Genomic DNA, 17276 nt, shown 5'->3' on the forward strand with positions numbered 1-17276 from the left:
GGCCCTCAGCCCCGATAAGCCACCGCCTGGGGCACCTTGCCGAGAATGTCCGGCTTCAGCCCCTTGAGCCAGTCGCCGCTCTTCTGGCCGACCGGCGTCGTGATCATCTCGGCAGGGAACACCACCATGTCGGTGAGGACGGGGAAGGCATATTTGTCGGTATGGATCGAGCGGCCGATCAGCTGGTTCTCCAGGCCCTGGCCGTCGGGACGGATCTTGATCGTCGAGGTCGGCGAGGGGAATTCGAGGCCGCGGAAGGCATTCGCAAGTTCGGCATCGGTCGGCCAGGCGCCGCCCTTGGCAGCCAGTGCCTTCTCGTAGCCTGCCTTCATGCAGGCGACGGCCTGGGCCATGTGGTAGCAGGAATAGATCGGGTAGACGTTGAAGCGCCTGCGGTAGTTCTCGACGAAGGTGGTGAGCCGGGCCGGATCCTGCGGCGAGGGATGCAGGAACCAGTGATCGCCGCGGGCACCGATGATGTGGCCGGCCGGCAAGGTCTTGCCGACGCGCTCCAGCGAGGATTCGGCGAGCGGCAGCACGAACAGGCTGCGGTCGAACAGCTTGCGGTCGGCGGCCTGGCGGATCAGCGCGTCGAGATCGCCGCCCCAGGAGGTCGACAGGATCACGTCGGGCCGGGTCGCCAGCAGGCGCGTGACTTCGGTCGTGAAGTCGGTGGCGCCGAAGCGCGGGAACATCTCGGCGACGACGCGCACGCCGGGCTTGAGCACGTCGAGCGCGGTCTTGAACAGCTCCCAGGAATCGCGCCCCCAGGCATAGTCCTGGTTGATCACCGCGATGCTGCGGAAATCCGGCTTCACCTTGAGCAGATAGAGCAGGGGCGCAAGGACCTCCGGCGTCGCATTGCCCTGGGTCCGGAAGGCATAGTCGTATTTGCCGTCCTCGAAGATGCGCTGCGTGCCGCAGTCCCACAGGAGGGTCGGGCGCTTCAGCTCATCGGCGAGCGGCGCGCAGGCGATGCAGTCGGCCGACGAGATGGCCGAGAAGATCAGGTTGACGTTCTCGCTCTGGACGAGGCGGCGATATTCGCCGACGAAATGATCGACGCCCGGACCCTCGTCGACGAAGATCGGCCGGACCTTGACGCCGCCGATGCCGCCCGCCGCATTGATCTCGTCGAACAGCATTTCCGCGGTCTGCCGGCCCGGCACGCCGAACACGCTGGCCGGCCCCGACAGATAGGTGGCGATGCCCACCCTGATCTCCTGGGGCTTGGCCGCCTGGGCCTGGGCCGTGCGTCCGGCCAGCACCAGCGCGCCGGCGCCGAGCGCGCCGAGCGCCGCGCGCCGCGTCAGGCCATCGGTGGACTGCCAAGCGTGGCGATCGACTTCGGTCTCAATCGTCATGGTCATTTCCTCCTGGTCTGGCCATTGGCTGGCTCTGATGAAAGCTTGTGCCGCGGAGGTAATCGTGTCCAATATATACGAGACGCATCTGTGATAGGTTCTGATTATGGAGCTGCGACACCTGCGTTACTTCGTGGCGGTGGCCGAAGAGCAGAATTTCAGCCGCGCCGCGGAGCGCATCGGCATTGCCCAGCCGGCGCTCAGCATCCAGATCCGCGATCTCGAGCGGGAGGTCGGCAGCCCGCTGTTCGAGCGTCTGCCGAAAGGCGTCGCGCTGACCGAGGCGGGCGCGAATTTCCTCAACGATGCCCGCGGCATTCTCGCCTCCGTCAAGCAGTCGGTGCAGCGGGTGCGCCGGATCGCCGCCGGCGAGACCGGCCATATCCGGATCGGCTTCACCGGCTCGGCCTCGTTCCATCCCTTCGTCGCCGGGGCGATCCGCGACTATCGCAATGCCTATCCCGACATCGAGGTGGAGCTGATCGAGGAATATACCAGCAACCTCATTGCCCGGCTGCGGGATGACGCGGTCGATGCCGCCTTCATCCGGCCGGCGACCGGCGAGGCCGAGGACCTGCGGCTCTGGCCGCTGCTGCGTGAGGAGATGCTGGCCGCCATGCCGGTGGAGCATCGCCTCGCTCACCAGTCCGCGGTCCGGCTGTCGGACCTGCGCGACGAATGGTTCATCCTCTATCCGCGCGCCAGCGGCCGCGCGCTGTACGACGCCATCATCGCCGGCTGCAACGCCGCCGGGTTCGAGCCGCGCATCGGCCAGCAGGCGCCGCAGATGGCCTCCATCGTCAACCTGATCGCGACCGGCATCGGCATATCGATCGTGCCGGCCTCTATGTCGCAGCTGCTGCCGCAGGGCGTCACCTACAAGCGGCTGATCGGCGGCGGCCCGAAGGCCGACATGTATCTGGCCTGCCAGTCGGTGCGCGTCACCGAGGCGGCCCGGCGCTTCGCCGACCTCGTCCGCCGCCGCAGCGGGCTCGCCGCCGGCGCGGCGCGCGAGGCGGGAGAGGGCGCTCCGCCGAGCGCGGCGAAGGGCCGGAGACGGACCTGAACAGCGTCAGCCAAGGACCGCGGGCGCGCGCCTCTGTCCCCCAGCTGCCGGCAGCGGATCGGTGCCTTCGCTCAGGATGTCCAGATAGCGGCGGTAGCCGAACACGCGGCCGCGCCTGCGGCCGGTCACCTCCTCGATGACGCCGAGCCGCTCGAGGTCGGCGAGGGCGGCGTTGACGGTAGGCATGCTGAGACCCGTTTGCGCGACGAGCTGCCCGGCGGTCAGGAACGGGTGCTGCTGCAGGAGCTCGTGGACGCGCAGCGCCGAGCTTGCCCGACCGCTCTCCGCGGTGATGTGCTCGCGATCGGTCCGGAACAGGTCGACGATGCGCGTCGCGGCGTCGAAGGCCTGGTTCGCCGTTTCCGCGACGCCTTTCAGGAAGAATTCGAGCCAGGCCTCCCAGGCGCCATGCTCGCGGACCTCCTGCAAGAGACGGTAGTAGTCGGCGCGATGCGTTTTCAGAAAGAGGCTGAGGTAAAGCAACGGCCGCCGCAACACACCGTGGACGCACAGATAGAGTGTCACCAGCAGGCGGCCGATGCGGCCATTGCCGTCGAGGAAAGGGTGGATCGTCTCGAACTGCACGTGCAGCAAGCCTGCCTTGATCAACGCCGGCAGTCGCGACTGGTCCTCGTGCATGAAGGTTTCGAGCGCGGCAAGGCAGGTGTTGAGCTCGCTGACCGGGGGCGGAACGAATAGCGCATTGCCGGGGCGGGTGCCGCCGATCCAGTTCTGCGAGCGCCGGAACTCGCCTGGGCTCTTTGTGCCGCCGCGGCCGCTTTGAAGGAGGCGGCCGTGCATCTCGCGGATGAGCCGAAGCGACAGCGGCAATTCCTTCAGGCGCTCGAGGCCAAACATCATGGCATCGACGTAATTGGATACTTCACGGATGTCGTCGATCGGCTGGCCGGCCTGCGCCTCCGTCTCGAACCGGAGAAGGTCGGTGAGAGTCGATTGCGTGCCCTCGATTTGCGACGAGAGGACAGCTTCCTTTCTCACATACATGTAGAGGAACAGTTCGTGACGGGGGAGGAGCGTGGTGATGCCGTCGAGCCGGCCAAGCGCCCGTTCCGCGAGACTGAGATGCGGCAGGAGGGCGAGGATATCGACCGGGGGCTGCGGCGGCAGTGCAGGCGGGACGAAGGCGCGGACCATCTCGCCGCCAACGGGCGTTTCGACGAACCGGCCAAGCCGCGCCGCGGCTGTGTGAACCTTGACCATGCGGGCACTATGATGGGTCGGCCTTATTTAAGCAATTGCCTGTTTGTTTAATTAGCGGCCATGCCAAGGCAAGCTCGCTTAAATAGCAAGGAGCCAGCGTCCGGCGTTCTGTGGGCGCCATTCCCTCATACCGACAGGCAAATCCAGCGCCTCGTTCATTCGCAACGCGAAAGAGGGGCGAAACATGCGCCAAAATGGCGTAGAAGACGGCTCCGAACAATGCATGATCCGGAACCGACCGAAAAAAATGCTGAAATCTCAAGCGTATAGATTCTCCGTGGCGCCGATGATGGACTGGACGGACTTCTAAGGAAATACCTAGATTTCGGCGCCACGTCGTACTATTTGTCGTACCTTGATTGTTCGCGCGAGTGCGCCCGCTTATTGAAAGGTCAAGGTGACCTGCTTTGCCTCTTGCTCGCCATAGACAACGGCGGTCAGTCGTTTGAAGGCCACTTCTACGGCCGTGGCGGCCTTCTCAGCGCTCTCTGGCGGCGCCTCGTTCCTGGCCACCAAGCTTGCCATCAGCGCAGACAGCTTTGCCGCTCGGTGTGCCGCGAACAGCGCATCGCCGAAGATCTCCCAATTGAAAGACTCGACCACAATCGGAGTGTCGGCAGCAGTGGTCGTGGCGGTGATGTTGGACATGGAAACCTCATCAACGAAAATCGTTTACTATTATAGGAAAGCGTGAAACGGAACGAGTGTCAACGCTTTTCGTTTGCGATATATGATTATCGTGAAGGAGAGACCAATGACCCCCTCTCAATCTCGCGCCGCCCGCGGCCTGCTAGACTGGTCGCAAGCAGAGTTAGCGGCCAAAGCGAACCTGAGTGAAAGCACCATCCGTGACTTTGAAAAAGGCCGGCGTGTTCCGACGATCAACAATCTGACCGCCATCCGAGCCGCCTTAGAAAAGGCAGATGTTCAGTTCCTGGACAATGGCGACATGGCGACTGGCCCCGGCGTGGTGCTACGTTCATGACGAAAGATGAAGCCGAGAAAGCTATTCGGTACCTTTGCCACGAGTGGGCGAACGAACGCGCCGTAGGTCGAACCGTCGAAGCGCCAGCTAGCTTCCCTAATTTCAAAGCGTGGCTGTTAAGCAAGGGATACGGCCACTATCTCAATTTGCGATCTGTTGCGGGCGCCCACGAAGACGCCGAGAGATGGTTCGACCAGGAATTCAAGCAAACTTGGCGAAATTAGGCGTCGGTAGGTTGTGGACAATCTGCAACCCGTGACCTCTCCCTAGTTTTTTTCCTGCCGGTGAATTCAGCACGTGCATGTAGCCTCGCGCGCATGACCGAAGAAGCAAAGCTCGGCAAGATTTACACAACCGACGAGGCGGCCGAGCGACTGCGGTTGACGCGACGCGCGATAATCAAGCTGGCACGGCAGCATGGCCAGTGTTCAAGAGTCGGGCGCGACTACCTCTTCTCGGAAGCTGACCTGCTGGCGCTGTGGCAAGCCCTCCGCGAGCCGCCAGTCGAGCGACGCGTCACCGCTGTGCCGGTGATGCGGCCGAAAATTTATGAAAAGGCACTTGAGGTCCTGCGTTGGTCCGGTAACAGACCGCCAACCAAGGCCGATCGGCGTGAGCTTGAGATCTTGCGCAGGCTTGAATCGCAAAAGGGCGGCAAGTCGTACAAACAAATCCCTCGGGCCGGTGAAACAACGGTTCGACGCTTGCTCAAGTTAGGTTTTGTGATGCAATGCGGAGAAGATAGCGATGGCCGCGCGCTGATCCGCGTAGCGCCGGAGGGCCGCGACCAACTACGCATCGCTGAGCGCTGGGAGGGCAAGCGGAAGGCCAGATGATTGTCAGCCACCTGGTAGTGCGATCTTCAACCTAACCAAGACTGTGGTCGGACGCGGATTGATCGGCCAGCGTTCTTGCGAAAATTGCACTGGTAACATTCCGCCTGAAGGTTGGAGATGTCATTCGTGCCTCCGGCGGTGACATGGACCTTGTGGCCCTTTGTCCAGACAAACCGATATCGGGGATCCGGGCGGCGCGGGATATGTTCCCACGGACGTCCGCACTCGGCGCAACACGGCGATGCGGCTAGCAACGACCGCCATTCAGCGACGGTGTGATGACCCCCGTTAGCTTTCATCCTTTCGTTTCGCCGCCGTGCGCGAGCATTACGGCAGTCCATGCACCGACTATTGGAGTTGAAGCGTACGCTCCCACATTTGGTGCATTGCCGACCCGACATCTCGCCCAATTACGCTCGCTCCCCCCGGCGCCGCGCCAGCCGGCTCTATCCGCACAAATCACTCCAGCCGGATCGTCCGCTTCACCTCGCGGGCTGAGACGGTAAGGCTGGCGCAGGCGTGATCTGCACGCTGGATGTCGGCGACACGGTCGTGATCGTAGGCGCCGACGTGGCACGCTCTTCAGCCCTTCTTTGCGGCGCTGGTCGCTGCGCTCGCTCCATCACGCGTCGTGCTGTCGTTGTTGGTGTTGGAGGAGAAGCCATTGTGGCTCTCACTGCCACGCAGCGTGTGTCGTGCTCCGAGCGTGTGGCCAACATGAACCCATACTCAGCCATGCATGATTTCGTCGTGGCGACGGCGATCTGGGAATGTGTGATGCCCGCAGCTATGCCGGACGCAATCGCGCCGCCGATGCCTCGCCCCACCGGCATCCCGGCCGTGCCTGCCGTACCCGCCGCCTCCGCTCTGTTCTGGCAGACGAGCTTGGCCTGCTCAAACAAAACGCGAAGTTCGGGGTTGTCGGCCGCTCGCTGGCAGTCAATGCGCCCCCAGATTGGTGGGTTCTCCTGCTGTGCTGTCGTTTGACACCCACACAACAACATCCCGGCAATCGCCGCGATTTTCTTCATTCTCACCCCCCCAACCTTCGGTAAGCGAACCTTATAAACGCGACCTATGGGTGGCAAGATGCACTATGGAATCCAGTTTCGTAAGCACGTTCGTATTTGTTTGCTCGCAACGTGATAGCGCTCTGACAATGCCACGAACGTTGGTCGTTCGAACTGCGCGGCGCACTGCCCACGGCACTCCTATTCCGTGTCGCCATGAAAAATGCAATCCATCGGTGACCCGCGTGACACTGAATGGTATTGTGCCCCCGGATCGCCACCGACGCTCGTTGATTCAGCATTACCCACACGCCTGGCGGCACGGCGCGAAGTTGTGCCGGGGTAGCGGGACCTGCCCGCACTGAAGCAATGTGAGGCGTCAACATGCGAAACATGTTGCGGTCCAGGTTGGTGAGTGTGCGGGCTTACGCCCGGCGCCGGTTAGGTCGTATTGAGCGTGTCCGCGCTCATTTCCGCGCTTGGCCGGGGCAGCTCTCATTCAACTTCGAATTCCCGGTATCGTAAAACCGGGACTGGTCGGTGGCGATCTACAGTATTTTCGATTCTCGGAATGTATTATCGAAAATTGTTATGAATCTAACGCCATTGATAAGGCCAACGTGACTGGCGACCGCGCCCTAGGTAAAAGGTTATCGGTCGAAGGAGATCTTCATAGCTAGAAGATTATCTGTAAGGCCCCTCCCGACCGAGGCCGGTCCAGCGTATGATTGAGTTAGATCCTGACAATCCGGAACTGACCGACGAGCAAATCAAGTCGGCACGGCCATTCGTCGATGCGTTTCCAGATCTCGCCGAACGCATTACGCGATCACGTGGTCGCCCGAAGAGTGCACCCATGAGCGAAGTCGTTTCGCTTCGGCTGTCATCGGAGATGATCGCGAAATTCAAGGTCACAGGGCCAGACTGGCGATTGAAGATGGCCAAGGCGTTGGAAGGGCGAAGGTGTGAGCACGCGAAGCTGGGCTGACTCTTGAAGACGCGTATCGCAGCATGCCCGCTCTTGAAAGGAAGCGGGCAATGAAAATCGCTGTGGTATGTCGACATCAAAAGACCCCTACATGAGCCTTTCAACGCGTCGTGGAACTTCTTAGTTGTCCCGTGTTGCGCGTGGACCCTTGCGGGCGGGGGGAACTATCGCAGCCAGTCAATTTCCCGGTCTGGAAAACCGAAGGGGGCCTCGCGGCCTCCTCGGCATGTAGTGCCCGTCTAGGGCAGCGGACACCCTTTATCAGGACGCCGCGTAGTATAGAATTATACCGCCGACGTCTGATACTTGATCATCGTCGGATCGTAGGCGCCGCCCAACAGATATCGAAACCATTCTGACGATTAGCTTCAAACGTGGGGCGCTGAGCTCGCTGCAAGCGATAGCCCCAGCGCGCTTTGGGACATATAGTGAACACGCAACTGGCAAGGTGATTCGGGCGAGTCGCGGTCTGTCAATCGCGTTATGTCGAATAGTGGATTGACAGGACCGGCCGGCGGCGTTATCTACCTTGGGTCGAGTACGCGACCTAGTTGATTAACGAAATATTGCCTGATATGAAAAACGGGAGCGCCGGGGAATCACCCCTTCGCTCCCGTTTCGTCATGATGGGTCCAGCTTACTTTCCGGTGAGCCACCTTGAGTGAACCTGGACACGTCTTGGCTTCGCATCCTTGCCGTGCCTCCAGTGAGGCGGAATGTCAACCTTCCAAAAGAGGAATGATATTCTATGGCAGGCAACAAAATCCTCCCACCTGGGAGCACTGCACCCAAATCCGGTCAATATGAAATGGTTGGCCCCCGCGGCGGCAGCCTCAATACCGAACGAACCGTCGTGCGGGGCGAACCCCTGCCTCCGACGCGTGCGCCAGGGCAGGGCTATCGCTTGGTGGATCCCAGCAACAATGGCGCTGGCCGCAAGCGTTAAGAAGACTGGAGCGGCCCCTCAAAGGGGCCGCTCCACCCACGTCACCCAACCACCGGCCGCTGTTGGAGCCCGTAAGCCCCGGCCATTGCATTGCCGATCGGGCTGTTTCGGCGTGAGATGTTTCGTGCCTGGCGCGCCTCAATCCGATCGGCCATCGTCTCCAGGTCGATCACCATGTTGCCTTGGCTATCGGAGCGCACAGAGGCCGACATGGCCTGACCGTTGTTGTTGACGATCACGTTGCCCGTGAACCCGCCCTGGCCCTGACCGCGCGACGATGGCGTATAGCTGACCCCAAGTCGCCCGCGGCTGTCGCGCTGCAGCGGCATGATCGCCTCAGGCCCAGCCTCTCCCATCAGCCCAGTGCCATTGGCAAACGGGAACAGGGTCGGTCGATCGACGATGCTGTTCGTGAACGCAGCACCGAGCGCGAACGGGTGTAACCCGGCGGGGCCGAAAATGCCGCCGTTGGCCATGAACGGACCCGTGCCGGTATAGCCGCCCGCGCCGTACGAGAACGACCCGCCAGGAGTGCCAGCAAAGCCACCACCGGCCGCCCCGCCAACGCCGAACAGGCCGCCGAGCCAGCCCATTCCGCCGCTGCCGCCCAGAAGGCCGCCAAGCAGTTGCTTGATCGCGTTGTCCATCGCCATTGACAGCAGGCGGTCACCGACGCGAGCCACCTGATTGCCGAGCGCGCCCCACAATGTCGCGCCGCTCCGGAGATCCTGCAGCATGCCGCTGCCAAACCCGGAAAACAGGTCGCCGGTCAGTCTAAGCTGCTCGTTGAACCTGACCTGTGCCGCCACCGCCGAGTCCATCTGCGACGACCAGCCCTCGCCGTAGACGTTGCGCATGGTCTGCGCGACGCGTCGTTCGCTGTCGGGCAGGAACATGGTCTGACTCTCGAACGTCAGATCCTGCCGCAGCCGCACGAGCGCCTGTTCCTGGCGCGCCTCGCCCATAGCCTTGGCGAGTTGCCTATATGCCTCGGCTTCTGCGAACGGAATCTGCGCGCTGTCGCCAAGTTCACGGCGATACTGACGACGTGCATCGGTCATCAGTTGCTGTTCAACGCGCACGCGCTCCTGGACAGCAATCGAGCCACCCATGGTGTCGATTTCGCGCCGCAGCGTCTCCGCTGCATCAAGCTGGGCGTTGCGTCGCTGCCGGAAGGCCTCGCCGAGCTGGAATTGCGATTGCTGCAATTCGCGATCGCGCGCGATCCGAGCCGCATTGTCCACTTCAGCTTGGGTGCCGGCCGCGCCGCCCTGCTGGCGCGAATTCAGATAGACCTGCGCGGCAGCAGCGCTGCCGCGTTCCCCCGCCGTCCTGGCCTGCCTTAGCAGGGTGTCGACGCGGGCCGCCTCGTTCGCGTTGTCGATCGGCGACAAGCGCTGAGCAAGAATGGTGGCAAAACTCTCGGGCCGGAGAGCGCGATTGCCGTATTCGTCCTGGGGACCGTACAGGTCTGGCCGAAAGCGGGCGGCTCCTCGGGCGTTGAGATCGAACACAGCTCGGCCGTCATCGCGCAAACGCCCTTGTAAGGCGCGCGCCGTGGTCGCGTTTCGCGCCAGCGCGTCGAAATACTCCTGACTGCCAGGCATTTCGCGCATCAGCCGCTCAGCGTCACGCCGGGTGGTCTCCAGTTCGGAGATCATTGGCCTGATGTCGTCGATCAGCCGTTGTCCGGGCTGGCCCTGTCGACGCGCGCCATCGACCGCAGCGTCATGCACGCGATTGTTTCGCGCGGCCAATGCAGCAGCCGCTGCCTGCTGTTCCGTTGATGAGGTGAGTGCTTGCGCGCCGACGACGAGTGCATTCTGGGTCGTAAGTTGTATCTGCAGCTCGGCATTGATCTGCCGCTCAACTCCCAGTCTGCGGCTCAACGCTTCCTGTGTCTCGCCGAACGTCGACCGAGAGCCGAGAAACCGCCCGGTGGTTCGATCGACGACGGCGTCGCCAGCCGCCTCAGCCTGCAGACTCCTAATCCTCTGATCAACGAGGCTCTCGACGCTACCGCGGCTGGTCAAGTAGCGATCAATAGCCTCGCCGGAGGCGGTGACGGCGCCCGACGCCGCTACTTTCACCCGGTCCCATGCGCGTGCCCAGAAATTTGTAAGCTCCTCGGCCCGGCCAAGGCGCGGGGCGATGGCGTCGAGGAGCACCTGCTGCGCTCGCTGCTCATGACCGCTTTGACTGAGATAACGGACATAGTCCTGTGTCCGTTGGTTCAGCCCCCCGACCGCCGTATTGAGCGTCTCCGCGCCACGAGCGGGATCTGCAAACGACGCGGCAAGCATCTTGTTCGCTTCGACCGCATCGAGACCAAGCGTGGCTGCGAAATCTCGCCGAATGCCAGCAATCGATCCGATCATCTGCGGACCAATCCGGCCCGTCCCGGCAAGGGCGCCAACGGTTCCGCGGTTCTCAGCAATCGAGCCGCCTCGCAGGCTAGCGGTGGCAGCCGTGATCGCGTTCAACTGTCCGAGCGTGGCGCCTGAATCTTTGCCCAGGCCGACTAAGGAGCGCTGCAATTCTTTCTGGCCATCGGCCCAAGCGGAATAGGCGTAGGCCGCCGCCGCCGCCATTGCCAGGAGGCCACCGGTCGCCAGGCGTGCCGGCGTCAAAACCGAGCCGACGGAAGATGCAAAATCGCGAAAGACGGATGGTTGATCTTGCCAAATCTGAAAGACTTGGCCGCCCTGTGTGGCAAGGACCTGAAATGGGCTCGAGCCCGATGCCAGCATCGTCGCTATGTCATTGACCTGGAAACCCAAATTGCGAACGGCATAAGCAGACGCACCGGTTGATTTTGCGAAATTGTCATTGGCGCCCGCCAGGCGAGTGGTCGGCGCGATCGTGCGCTCGACGGTCTCGCGATAGCGCGCAAGCAGATCGTCGCCTTGCTCCCTGCTAGTGATCCCCAAGCTGACAGCGCGATCAATACGAGAGGCGGCCAGCTCGATCCGCTTGTTCGCCATGAACGCCGGATCAACTCGCGCATGGATGGCGTCGATCTGTTTGGCTGCACGATCAATCGTGACCGAGTTGAGCGAGACATTCTGGACACGGCGAACGGCCGCCGACAGATCGTCGGATTTCTTGGTCGCAACGTCAGCCGCCTGGCTAGCGCGCCCCATATCGCGAACGTACTGGTCGAGTTGAACCGCAGCCCGGCCGGTGTCGACAATGAGCTCTGTGACGACTTGCTCAGCCATGCTCGTCTTTCATCGCGCGATAAATTTCGGCCACCTGGAGCTCGTCCAGCATGATGATCATCGACACCTCCCAGGCCGTGAGGCGGCTGGATGAAGTGATACCGTCATCTGATTAGGCGCGACCTCGCTTGTTACGAGATCTTCGTGCCGCCTTCGGTCCGCCCGATCTGGGCGGATGGATTCTCGCACGCTCGTTGCCGTAAAATTCGATTAATGCGTGTCTTGCGGCAGCTCGCGATTGCCGATAGACCAGCATTTCCTGCGGCGAAGCGCCCGCACACAAAGCCGCAATCACTGCCGACTCAACTGCCAGGTCGATACGCGCCTGATAGTCCGACGGAATCGTCAGATCGCCCCATCGCAATGAGCCATTTTCGGCTGCGAGGGTATCAGTCTCAAACACGCAAGTTTCGAGAAACGTCGCGGCATCTTCCTGGCCGTGTTTTGTGCCAAGCGCGTGCCAATCTTTCGCGACGGCTGGCGTGAGAGAAGAGATCATGTTTTTTCCCAAAAAAATCGCCCGCGCCGGTACATCCGCGGGCGCGGGCCAAGAGTTCGCGCTAGGCCTCGCCATGGCACTACCTCACAGGGTCATATTCTGATTTGCGGATGCGTGCGCGAGGGACCCCGTGCGGTTAACGCCCTTTTGAGGCGCCAGAGGCGCGACCCACCCCTCCCTGGGGGCGAGGATGCGCTACGGCGCGATGCCGCGCAGCCGCATCGCGGCCTCGGCCCGTCGTCGAGCGGCGGCAATGCGGTTGCCCTCCGCCCGAGTTAGGGCGACGGTCGTTTGACCGTAAGCGGGGGCCGGGCAAAGCGAGATTTCGAAAAGATCCGCCTTTTCAATCGTCCGCTCGGGAAGCCCATGGCCCGGATCTGCCCAAGACTCGGCAGTAACCTTAAAGCCGAAGCTCATGCCGGTAATATCGCCTCGCCCGACGGTGCTGATGGCACGCAAGGCGTCGGGATTGTTTCCATCAAGATCGAGCGAAAACCAAAGGCCACGCCGGTCTTCCCTGACCCGCAGGGTGCCGGCGCTGGTGCGACCAAGCGGGCGATCCCAATCATGATTCCACAACGCAAGAACGTCATCGCTCCGGAGGCTTTCGGCAAATGCCCCGGGCGCGACGCGCTCCCGAAACATGCCCGCGATGGCGGTCCACTGGTTGAACACCGCCGCATAGCCCTCGGCCGTGCTGCCCTCGACGCGCGCGCCGACATTCCGCGTTTCAGCGCTTGGCAAACTTCCGCTCCATCTCGATAGAGCGTTCCGCCACGGATTTCCGCGGCCTGCGTCGGGCAACGATCTCCCGGGCGAACTCCGCCGGATCGAACTTGTCCCGCCGGATCGTCTGTCCGCGAAAGGTCACCGATCGGGTGGCGTTGATCGAACGTTTTCTATTAGCCCGCTCAACCGACATGGCCCGCCCCTCGCACCTCGTTGAGAAAAAACTGGATTTTGCGCGAGGCATCGCGCGCGTTGCCGAGGAAAAACGGCCAAACTGGTCCGAATGCGCTCGGAGCGGCATCGACATCTTCCAAGTCGGAATGCAGCGTCATCAGCTCGACGTGCGCCAGATCAAGTGCCTTCATCGCCTGGATGACAGCGCGGACGCGGCGGTCAAGTTCGGGGCGAACGGCCTCGCGCACCTTCTTAGCCGCGTCGGTCTGTCGAAGCCGCAGTCGTTCGGTGAGCACACTAACAGCGGCTTCAAGGTCGCGCTGACGGCCTCGCAGGTCCGCCAGATTAGCGCGTAGAACAGCTTTGCTGTTCGGCTTATCGCCGAGCAACGCAGCAACGCTGGCTCGAATTTCCGGCGACTTGTCGGCAGCGATTGCCTTCTCAATTTCAATCTGTTTGCGCCTTGTCTGGCCGAGCTCGTGATGCAGTGATGCAAGACGCTCAAGCATCGCACCGTATTCGTCGTCCGCCTCTGCGAGGGTGGGCACCTTGAATGCCGCTGAAGCCGGCGCCTTGGATTTGAGAAATGCCATCTTCACTCCTGAAACAAGTCGCGAACCGCCGCGCCGAGCGCAGCACTGGGAATGGCAGTCGCGGAACGATGCGTGGTCGCGTCCCAATGCGATGCGAGATCGCCGACTGAGCGGAACCGCTCCACCCCGAACTGGCTGGAAACGACGATCTCCGGCCACGTGGTGACGAACTCGATCGCCGAACTGGCAAGCATGGCCTGTTCGTCCATCGAGCCGAGCGCCATTGCGGCCAGATCGGCGAGGCGCTGTCGGGCCGTCGGGATGTGTTTCGATGCACCAACGAGCGACGCGCCGCCCGGCGTCATCGCCCCATATTTGCGGACCGCATCCGCGACCACGTGGAGCGCCGGATCGATGGCCCGCGCCATAGCAAAATTCATGAAATGGTCGAGCCCGATAATCGGACCAACACCGGGGGCGCCGGATGGAAGAAGCCCGGATTCCTGTAGCCTTCGCGCGATCGTGCGCGATCGCGCGCGATCGAAGCCAAGGCGATAGTCCAGCACCGCCACGGCGTCATTGATCGAAGCCATTTCGGCTCCTTAAGTGTTAAAAATTGCAAATGTGTCGGCAAAGCAAAACGCCGCCCCGAAGGGCGGCGTCTGCGGCGGTACGGTTGGGGGGACGTGTCCCCTCAATGAGTATCGGGGCGACGTGGCAAAAAGGGACTTAGGCCGCCACCTGCTCGTCATTGAGCGCGGCTCTCAGTGCGGCGCAGGCCTCGAGCAATCGCGCCCTGCCGAACCGCTCGGCAGTCTTTCCGGTTTTGCCGAAGGCCTCGCCGATCGTCGCGAAGTTTGCAGCTTCAAGCGCGAGGTCGAGCGTCCGGACATCGTCACCCGACAACACCTCGGTCAAGCGCCGGATCTCGTGCCGGGCTGCTCGAGCTTGCCACGGGTTCGGGGGCGCCGCAGCCGGCGGCGGTGCGCCCCGAGATTCAGGCCGTGGACGAAAGCGTTCGGTGGCCGGCCAGAGGCGCCGTCGGCCGTCACGTCCGATCACCGACAGGCCAAGAATCCGCCCGGGGCGCTCGTCCGAAATGGCCAGCCCACCGAGCCGCACGAGCCTGCCGTCACGGTCCCGCTCGATGTCCCCACCGACGGGCACCAGTCGCCCGGCTCGTCGTTGAAATACGACGCTCTCAACCGCCGCCATTAGCTCGTCAACGCTCGGACGGGCGTCGAGATAGCCGTCTTCCCGCAGCGGCTCGTTGTCATTCGCGGCAAGCAGTTCGCCCGCAATATCGGCGAGCCACGTAGTCGGCACATCACCGGCCTCGGCCGCGGAGCGCAGTTGCCGCCACCGCAACAGCGGGCGCAGTTCGTCTGCAAGCTGACGATGACGGGGCGAGGATGGTCGCGGCTTCCGGATCATCTGATTATCGTTGGCAGACGCGGTTTCGCGCCAGCGCGCCAGAATGGCGCGATGCTCGGCGGGTGTGCGCAAATGGCGCTCCTGAGTTACGAGGGAACTGTGGCCGGGTAGGCAGCGGGCGGACCAATCGTCAAGGGGCAGCCCGGATTCACGAAATCGAATTGCCCGGTCTTGGGACTCTTCACCGAAAAGGCCGCAGCCCCAACGCGCGTCTCCCTTTGCGAGCGCTAGGGGTAAGCAATCACACTCCGAAAGGACGGTATGTCGACCGACAAAGCGTCAGCCGCTCGCGCTGCGGCCGAGCGTATTCGTGGCCGAATGCAGCTTGCGGCGGAAAGCATCATTGAAGTCGGCCGCGAGCTTATCGAACAAAAGAAGGCCCTCGGCCACGGCGATTTTTTGCCATGGATCGAAGCCGAATTTGAGATGCATCGAGATAGCGCTCACCGCTACATGACGATTGCGGAAGAAATGGGCTCAAATGTCGAACATGTACGACATTTGAGCCCACGAGCCCCCTACGCCCTGGCCGCGCCATCCACTCCGGAATCTGTGCGCGAAAACTGCCTACGCCGCCGCCTCCCAATCGTCGTCGGACCAGATGCCTGCGGATCGCAGCAGGTCCGTGCGTCCGGCCTCTTCCAAAATCTCTACTGGTATCCAGGCCCACACCATTTCGCCCGTCTCGGCGTCTTCACCAAAACAAAAGAGGGACTCGCCGTCGGTCTCGACGGTTTCATTGATTGTGTGCGGGTCGATCACAAGTGCGATCCTGTCAATTGTTCTCTATCTCCCTCCATCAGACTCATCAGAGTCATCATTCTATATATTCCTCAGCATTCTATAAGAGTGATGACTCTGATGAGTCTGATGGAGGGAGATAGAGGTTTCAGACTATTCGGCCAAGAGTGATGACTCTGATGAGTCTGATGGGGGGAGTCTATAAGCGCCGTATCCCACCTTCTCGACCTCGCCAGACTTGACCATCTGGCTAAGCCGAACGTTGACCGTGTTGGTCTTCTTTCCAACGGCCTGTGCGATTTCTTCTGGCCGGAGTGCCCCCCGCGCGTCGGCGAGTGCCCGAATAATTTGTTTGCGCTCGTCGGAACGTTTGACGTCTTCGCTGTTGCCGACAACGGACCAACGGCCGCCATCGAACCTGAGCGCCTTGTCGATCTCGTCTACGTCTCGTCCGCGCCCGTAGAGCTTGGGGCCACTAGTGTCGCGCGTCAGGACCAGGATCGCGTCAGCAGCACCGGTCAAGCCGTTCGTGCCGGACACGGCCTCGAGCGGGTCCACAGCTTCGGCTTTGCGGACGTGGGTAACGACGACCACGGCGACGCGATGCTCGCTTGCCCATCGTTGAAGAGGCGAAATGGCCTCATAGTCGGCGGAATAGGGATCCTGGTTCCGGCCCTTGGGAGATCGGACCATCGCCAGGGTGTCGATCGTCACCAAGCGCGGGTTGGCCACTGAGTTGCGCCAATCGTCCAGCGCCTCAATCAGGCCTGCATTGATCTTGGGCGCGGCCGTCGCCGTCCTGAGCCGCGACACGTCAGGACGACTTACAAGCTTCGGCAGGAGAGATAGCAGTCGCCCCTGAAGGCGCCTCTCGTTGTCTTCAAGTGCGAGATAAAGGACGTCACCCTGATCGCAAGGGATCGCACCCAGCGCATTCCCACCTGTAGCTACGGCTAAACTAACACCGAGCGAGAACCAAGACTTTCCCAACTTCGGCCGGCCAGCAAGCAATGTAAGGCCCTCAGCGATGTAGCCTGGAACCACATATCTGACTGGCTCGAATTCCATCGCGAGCAGGGAGCTTGCGTCAACGGTTTTGAGAACACGCTGCGGTCCTGTCTTGGGCGAACGATTGTCGTTTGCGTGTGCCCGCCGTTGCCGAGGCCGCACGTAGCCGCCGTCGACCATCTCACCGCCTGCTAGGGCGCGCTCGATGATCTCTCGCGCCGCGGCTAATTCGTGGGAATCGCCACGACGAATGAAGTAGCGACCGTCAAGCGTTCGCACGACGGTCGCGCCGGGATTTACGCGAGCGCTGTATGAGTCGAAACAATCGATCCGCAGGCAAAGCCGGGCGGCATCCGCGGCGGACAGGCCGGCGGAGGGTTCTTCGGCGGAAGGTTCCGGCGCCCACTCGAAAGCTTCGCGGTCGGCGTCAAAGTCTGGCTGGCCATCGACCATCGGTGCCAGCAGCACGTCCGCGCAACACCGATCGGCGAGGCTGTGGGCGCAGGCCAGTGGGTCCATGC

General features: G+C 62.2%; 17 protein-coding genes. 5 read left to right on the forward strand and 12 right to left on the reverse strand.

Translation table 11 applies throughout. The features are described 5' to 3' along the window. Nucleotides 1-5: 5 nt before the first annotated feature. Nucleotides 6-1364, reverse strand: a complete 1359-nt coding sequence (locus OZ671_RS09995; protein WP_268860624.1) for an ABC transporter substrate-binding protein — start codon at nucleotides 1362-1364, stop codon at nucleotides 6-8. 106 nt (nucleotides 1365-1470) lie between these two features. On the opposite strand from OZ671_RS09995, the gene OZ671_RS10000 reads away from it, so the two are divergent. Further along, nucleotides 1471-2430, forward strand: coding sequence for a LysR family transcriptional regulator (locus OZ671_RS10000; protein ID WP_103167677.1), 960 nt, complete (start codon nucleotides 1471-1473; stop codon nucleotides 2428-2430). 6 nt (nucleotides 2431-2436) lie between these two features. Here the strand turns inward: OZ671_RS10000 and OZ671_RS10005 are convergent, their stop codons facing one another. Further along, a complete protein-coding gene (locus tag OZ671_RS10005) occupies nucleotides 2437-3651 on the reverse strand; it encodes a Fic family protein (protein ID WP_268860625.1) in 1215 nt (404 codons plus the stop codon). A gap of 381 nt (nucleotides 3652-4032) precedes the next feature. Then, complete coding sequence (locus OZ671_RS10010) at nucleotides 4033-4299, reverse strand: hypothetical protein (protein WP_268860626.1); 267 nt, start codon at nucleotides 4297-4299, stop codon at nucleotides 4033-4035. Nucleotides 4300-4405: 106 nt separating this feature from the next. Here OZ671_RS10010 and OZ671_RS10015 point away from each other — a divergent pair, with 106 nt between their 5' ends. Both OZ671_RS10015 and OZ671_RS10020 read left to right on the forward strand, forming a co-directional pair. After that, nucleotides 4406-4636: a helix-turn-helix domain-containing protein gene (locus OZ671_RS10015; RefSeq protein ID WP_268860627.1), complete on the forward strand. Its 231-nt coding sequence runs from the start codon at nucleotides 4406-4408 to the stop codon at nucleotides 4634-4636. Between the two features lie 317 nt (nucleotides 4637-4953). Next, nucleotides 4954-5472 (forward strand): helix-turn-helix domain-containing protein, encoded by a 519-nt coding sequence (locus OZ671_RS10020; protein WP_268860628.1) that lies wholly within the window; start codon nucleotides 4954-4956, stop codon nucleotides 5470-5472. Nucleotides 5473-5498: 26 nt separating this feature from the next. On the opposite strand, the gene OZ671_RS32060 is transcribed toward OZ671_RS10020, so the two are convergent. Beyond that, entirely contained in the window at nucleotides 5499-5873 is a 375-nt protein-coding gene (locus OZ671_RS32060) for an HNH endonuclease (RefSeq protein ID WP_442957068.1), read from the reverse strand. 1333 nt (nucleotides 5874-7206) lie between these two features. On the opposite strand from OZ671_RS32060, the gene OZ671_RS10025 reads away from it, so the two are divergent. Further along, nucleotides 7207-7470 carry a BrnA antitoxin family protein gene (locus OZ671_RS10025; protein WP_268860629.1) on the forward strand — a complete coding sequence of 88 codons (264 nt, stop codon included), beginning with the start codon at nucleotides 7207-7209 and terminating at the stop codon, nucleotides 7468-7470. 987 nt (nucleotides 7471-8457) lie between these two features. Here the strand turns inward: OZ671_RS10025 and OZ671_RS10030 are convergent. From OZ671_RS10030 to OZ671_RS10060, 7 genes are all read right to left on the reverse strand, one after another. After that, nucleotides 8458-11637, reverse strand: coding sequence for a phage tail length tape measure family protein (locus OZ671_RS10030; RefSeq protein WP_268860630.1), 3180 nt, complete (start codon nucleotides 11635-11637; stop codon nucleotides 8458-8460). A gap of 112 nt (nucleotides 11638-11749) precedes the next feature. Further along, nucleotides 11750-12136, reverse strand: coding sequence for a hypothetical protein (locus OZ671_RS10035; protein ID WP_268860631.1), 387 nt, complete (start codon nucleotides 12134-12136; stop codon nucleotides 11750-11752). Nucleotides 12137-12331: 195 nt separating this feature from the next. Next, nucleotides 12332-12880 carry an HK97 family phage prohead protease gene (locus OZ671_RS10040; RefSeq protein WP_268860632.1) on the reverse strand — a complete coding sequence of 183 codons (549 nt, stop codon included), beginning with the start codon at nucleotides 12878-12880 and terminating at the stop codon, nucleotides 12332-12334. Between the two features lie 167 nt (nucleotides 12881-13047). Further along, on the reverse strand, nucleotides 13048-13632 hold the full coding sequence (locus tag OZ671_RS10045; protein WP_268860633.1) for a hypothetical protein: 585 nt from the start codon (nucleotides 13630-13632) through the stop codon (nucleotides 13048-13050). Between the two features lie 2 nt (nucleotides 13633-13634). Further along, on the reverse strand, nucleotides 13635-14165 hold the full coding sequence (locus OZ671_RS10050) for a hypothetical protein (protein WP_268860634.1): 531 nt from the start codon (nucleotides 14163-14165) through the stop codon (nucleotides 13635-13637). Between the two features lie 136 nt (nucleotides 14166-14301). Further along, nucleotides 14302-15078 (reverse strand): hypothetical protein, encoded by a 777-nt coding sequence (locus tag OZ671_RS10055; RefSeq protein WP_268860635.1) that lies wholly within the window; start codon nucleotides 15076-15078, stop codon nucleotides 14302-14304. Between the two features lie 207 nt (nucleotides 15079-15285). Beyond that, a complete protein-coding gene (locus OZ671_RS10060) occupies nucleotides 15286-15438 on the reverse strand; it encodes a hypothetical protein (RefSeq protein WP_268860636.1) in 153 nt (50 codons plus the stop codon). On the opposite strand from OZ671_RS10060, the gene OZ671_RS32065 reads away from it, so the two are divergent. After that, complete coding sequence (locus OZ671_RS32065; RefSeq protein ID WP_442957069.1) at nucleotides 15370-15918, forward strand: hypothetical protein; 549 nt, start codon at nucleotides 15370-15372, stop codon at nucleotides 15916-15918. The two genes, OZ671_RS10060 and OZ671_RS32065, sit on opposite strands and share 69 nt — an antisense overlap. Here the strand turns inward: OZ671_RS32065 and OZ671_RS10070 are convergent. After that, on the reverse strand, nucleotides 15901-17274 hold the full coding sequence (locus tag OZ671_RS10070; RefSeq protein WP_268860638.1) for an AAA family ATPase: 1374 nt from the start codon (nucleotides 17272-17274) through the stop codon (nucleotides 15901-15903). The two genes, OZ671_RS32065 and OZ671_RS10070, sit on opposite strands and share 18 nt — an antisense overlap. Nucleotides 17275-17276: the final 2 nt, after the last annotated feature.

Origin of the sequence: Phreatobacter sp. AB_2022a, assembly GCF_026847585.1 — a bacterium.
Taxonomy (GTDB): Bacteria; Pseudomonadota; Alphaproteobacteria; order Rhizobiales; family Phreatobacteraceae; genus Phreatobacter.

What these genes read in the sequence shown, in the direction of transcription:
- OZ671_RS09995 (WP_268860624.1), bottom strand. Translation starts at nt 1,364, where the DNA reads ATGACGATTGAGACCGAAGTCGATCGCCACGCTTGGCAGTCCACCGAT.
- OZ671_RS10000 (WP_103167677.1), top strand. Translation starts at nt 1,471, where the DNA reads ATGGAGCTGCGACACCTGCGTTACTTCGTGGCGGTGGCCGAAGAGCAG.
- OZ671_RS10005 (WP_268860625.1), bottom strand. Translation starts at nt 3,651, where the DNA reads ATGGTCAAGGTTCACACAGCCGCGGCGCGGCTTGGCCGGTTCGTCGAA.
- OZ671_RS10010 (WP_268860626.1), bottom strand. Translation starts at nt 4,299, where the DNA reads ATGTCCAACATCACCGCCACGACCACTGCTGCCGACACTCCGATTGTG.
- OZ671_RS10015 (WP_268860627.1), top strand. Translation starts at nt 4,406, where the DNA reads ATGACCCCCTCTCAATCTCGCGCCGCCCGCGGCCTGCTAGACTGGTCG.
- OZ671_RS10020 (WP_268860628.1), top strand. Translation starts at nt 4,954, where the DNA reads ATGACCGAAGAAGCAAAGCTCGGCAAGATTTACACAACCGACGAGGCG.
- OZ671_RS32060 (WP_442957068.1), bottom strand. Translation starts at nt 5,873, where the DNA reads ATGTCGGGTCGGCAATGCACCAAATGTGGGAGCGTACGCTTCAACTCC.
- OZ671_RS10025 (WP_268860629.1), top strand. Translation starts at nt 7,207, where the DNA reads ATGATTGAGTTAGATCCTGACAATCCGGAACTGACCGACGAGCAAATC.
- OZ671_RS10030 (WP_268860630.1), bottom strand. Translation starts at nt 11,637, where the DNA reads ATGGCTGAGCAAGTCGTCACAGAGCTCATTGTCGACACCGGCCGGGCT.
- OZ671_RS10035 (WP_268860631.1), bottom strand. Translation starts at nt 12,136, where the DNA reads ATGATCTCTTCTCTCACGCCAGCCGTCGCGAAAGATTGGCACGCGCTT.
- OZ671_RS10045 (WP_268860633.1), bottom strand. Translation starts at nt 13,632, where the DNA reads ATGGCATTTCTCAAATCCAAGGCGCCGGCTTCAGCGGCATTCAAGGTG.
- OZ671_RS10050 (WP_268860634.1), bottom strand. Translation starts at nt 14,165, where the DNA reads ATGGCTTCGATCAATGACGCCGTGGCGGTGCTGGACTATCGCCTTGGC.
- OZ671_RS10060 (WP_268860636.1), bottom strand. Translation starts at nt 15,438, where the DNA reads ATGCATCTCAAATTCGGCTTCGATCCATGGCAAAAAATCGCCGTGGCC.
- OZ671_RS10070 (WP_268860638.1), bottom strand. Translation starts at nt 17,274, where the DNA reads ATGGACCCACTGGCCTGCGCCCACAGCCTCGCCGATCGGTGTTGCGCG.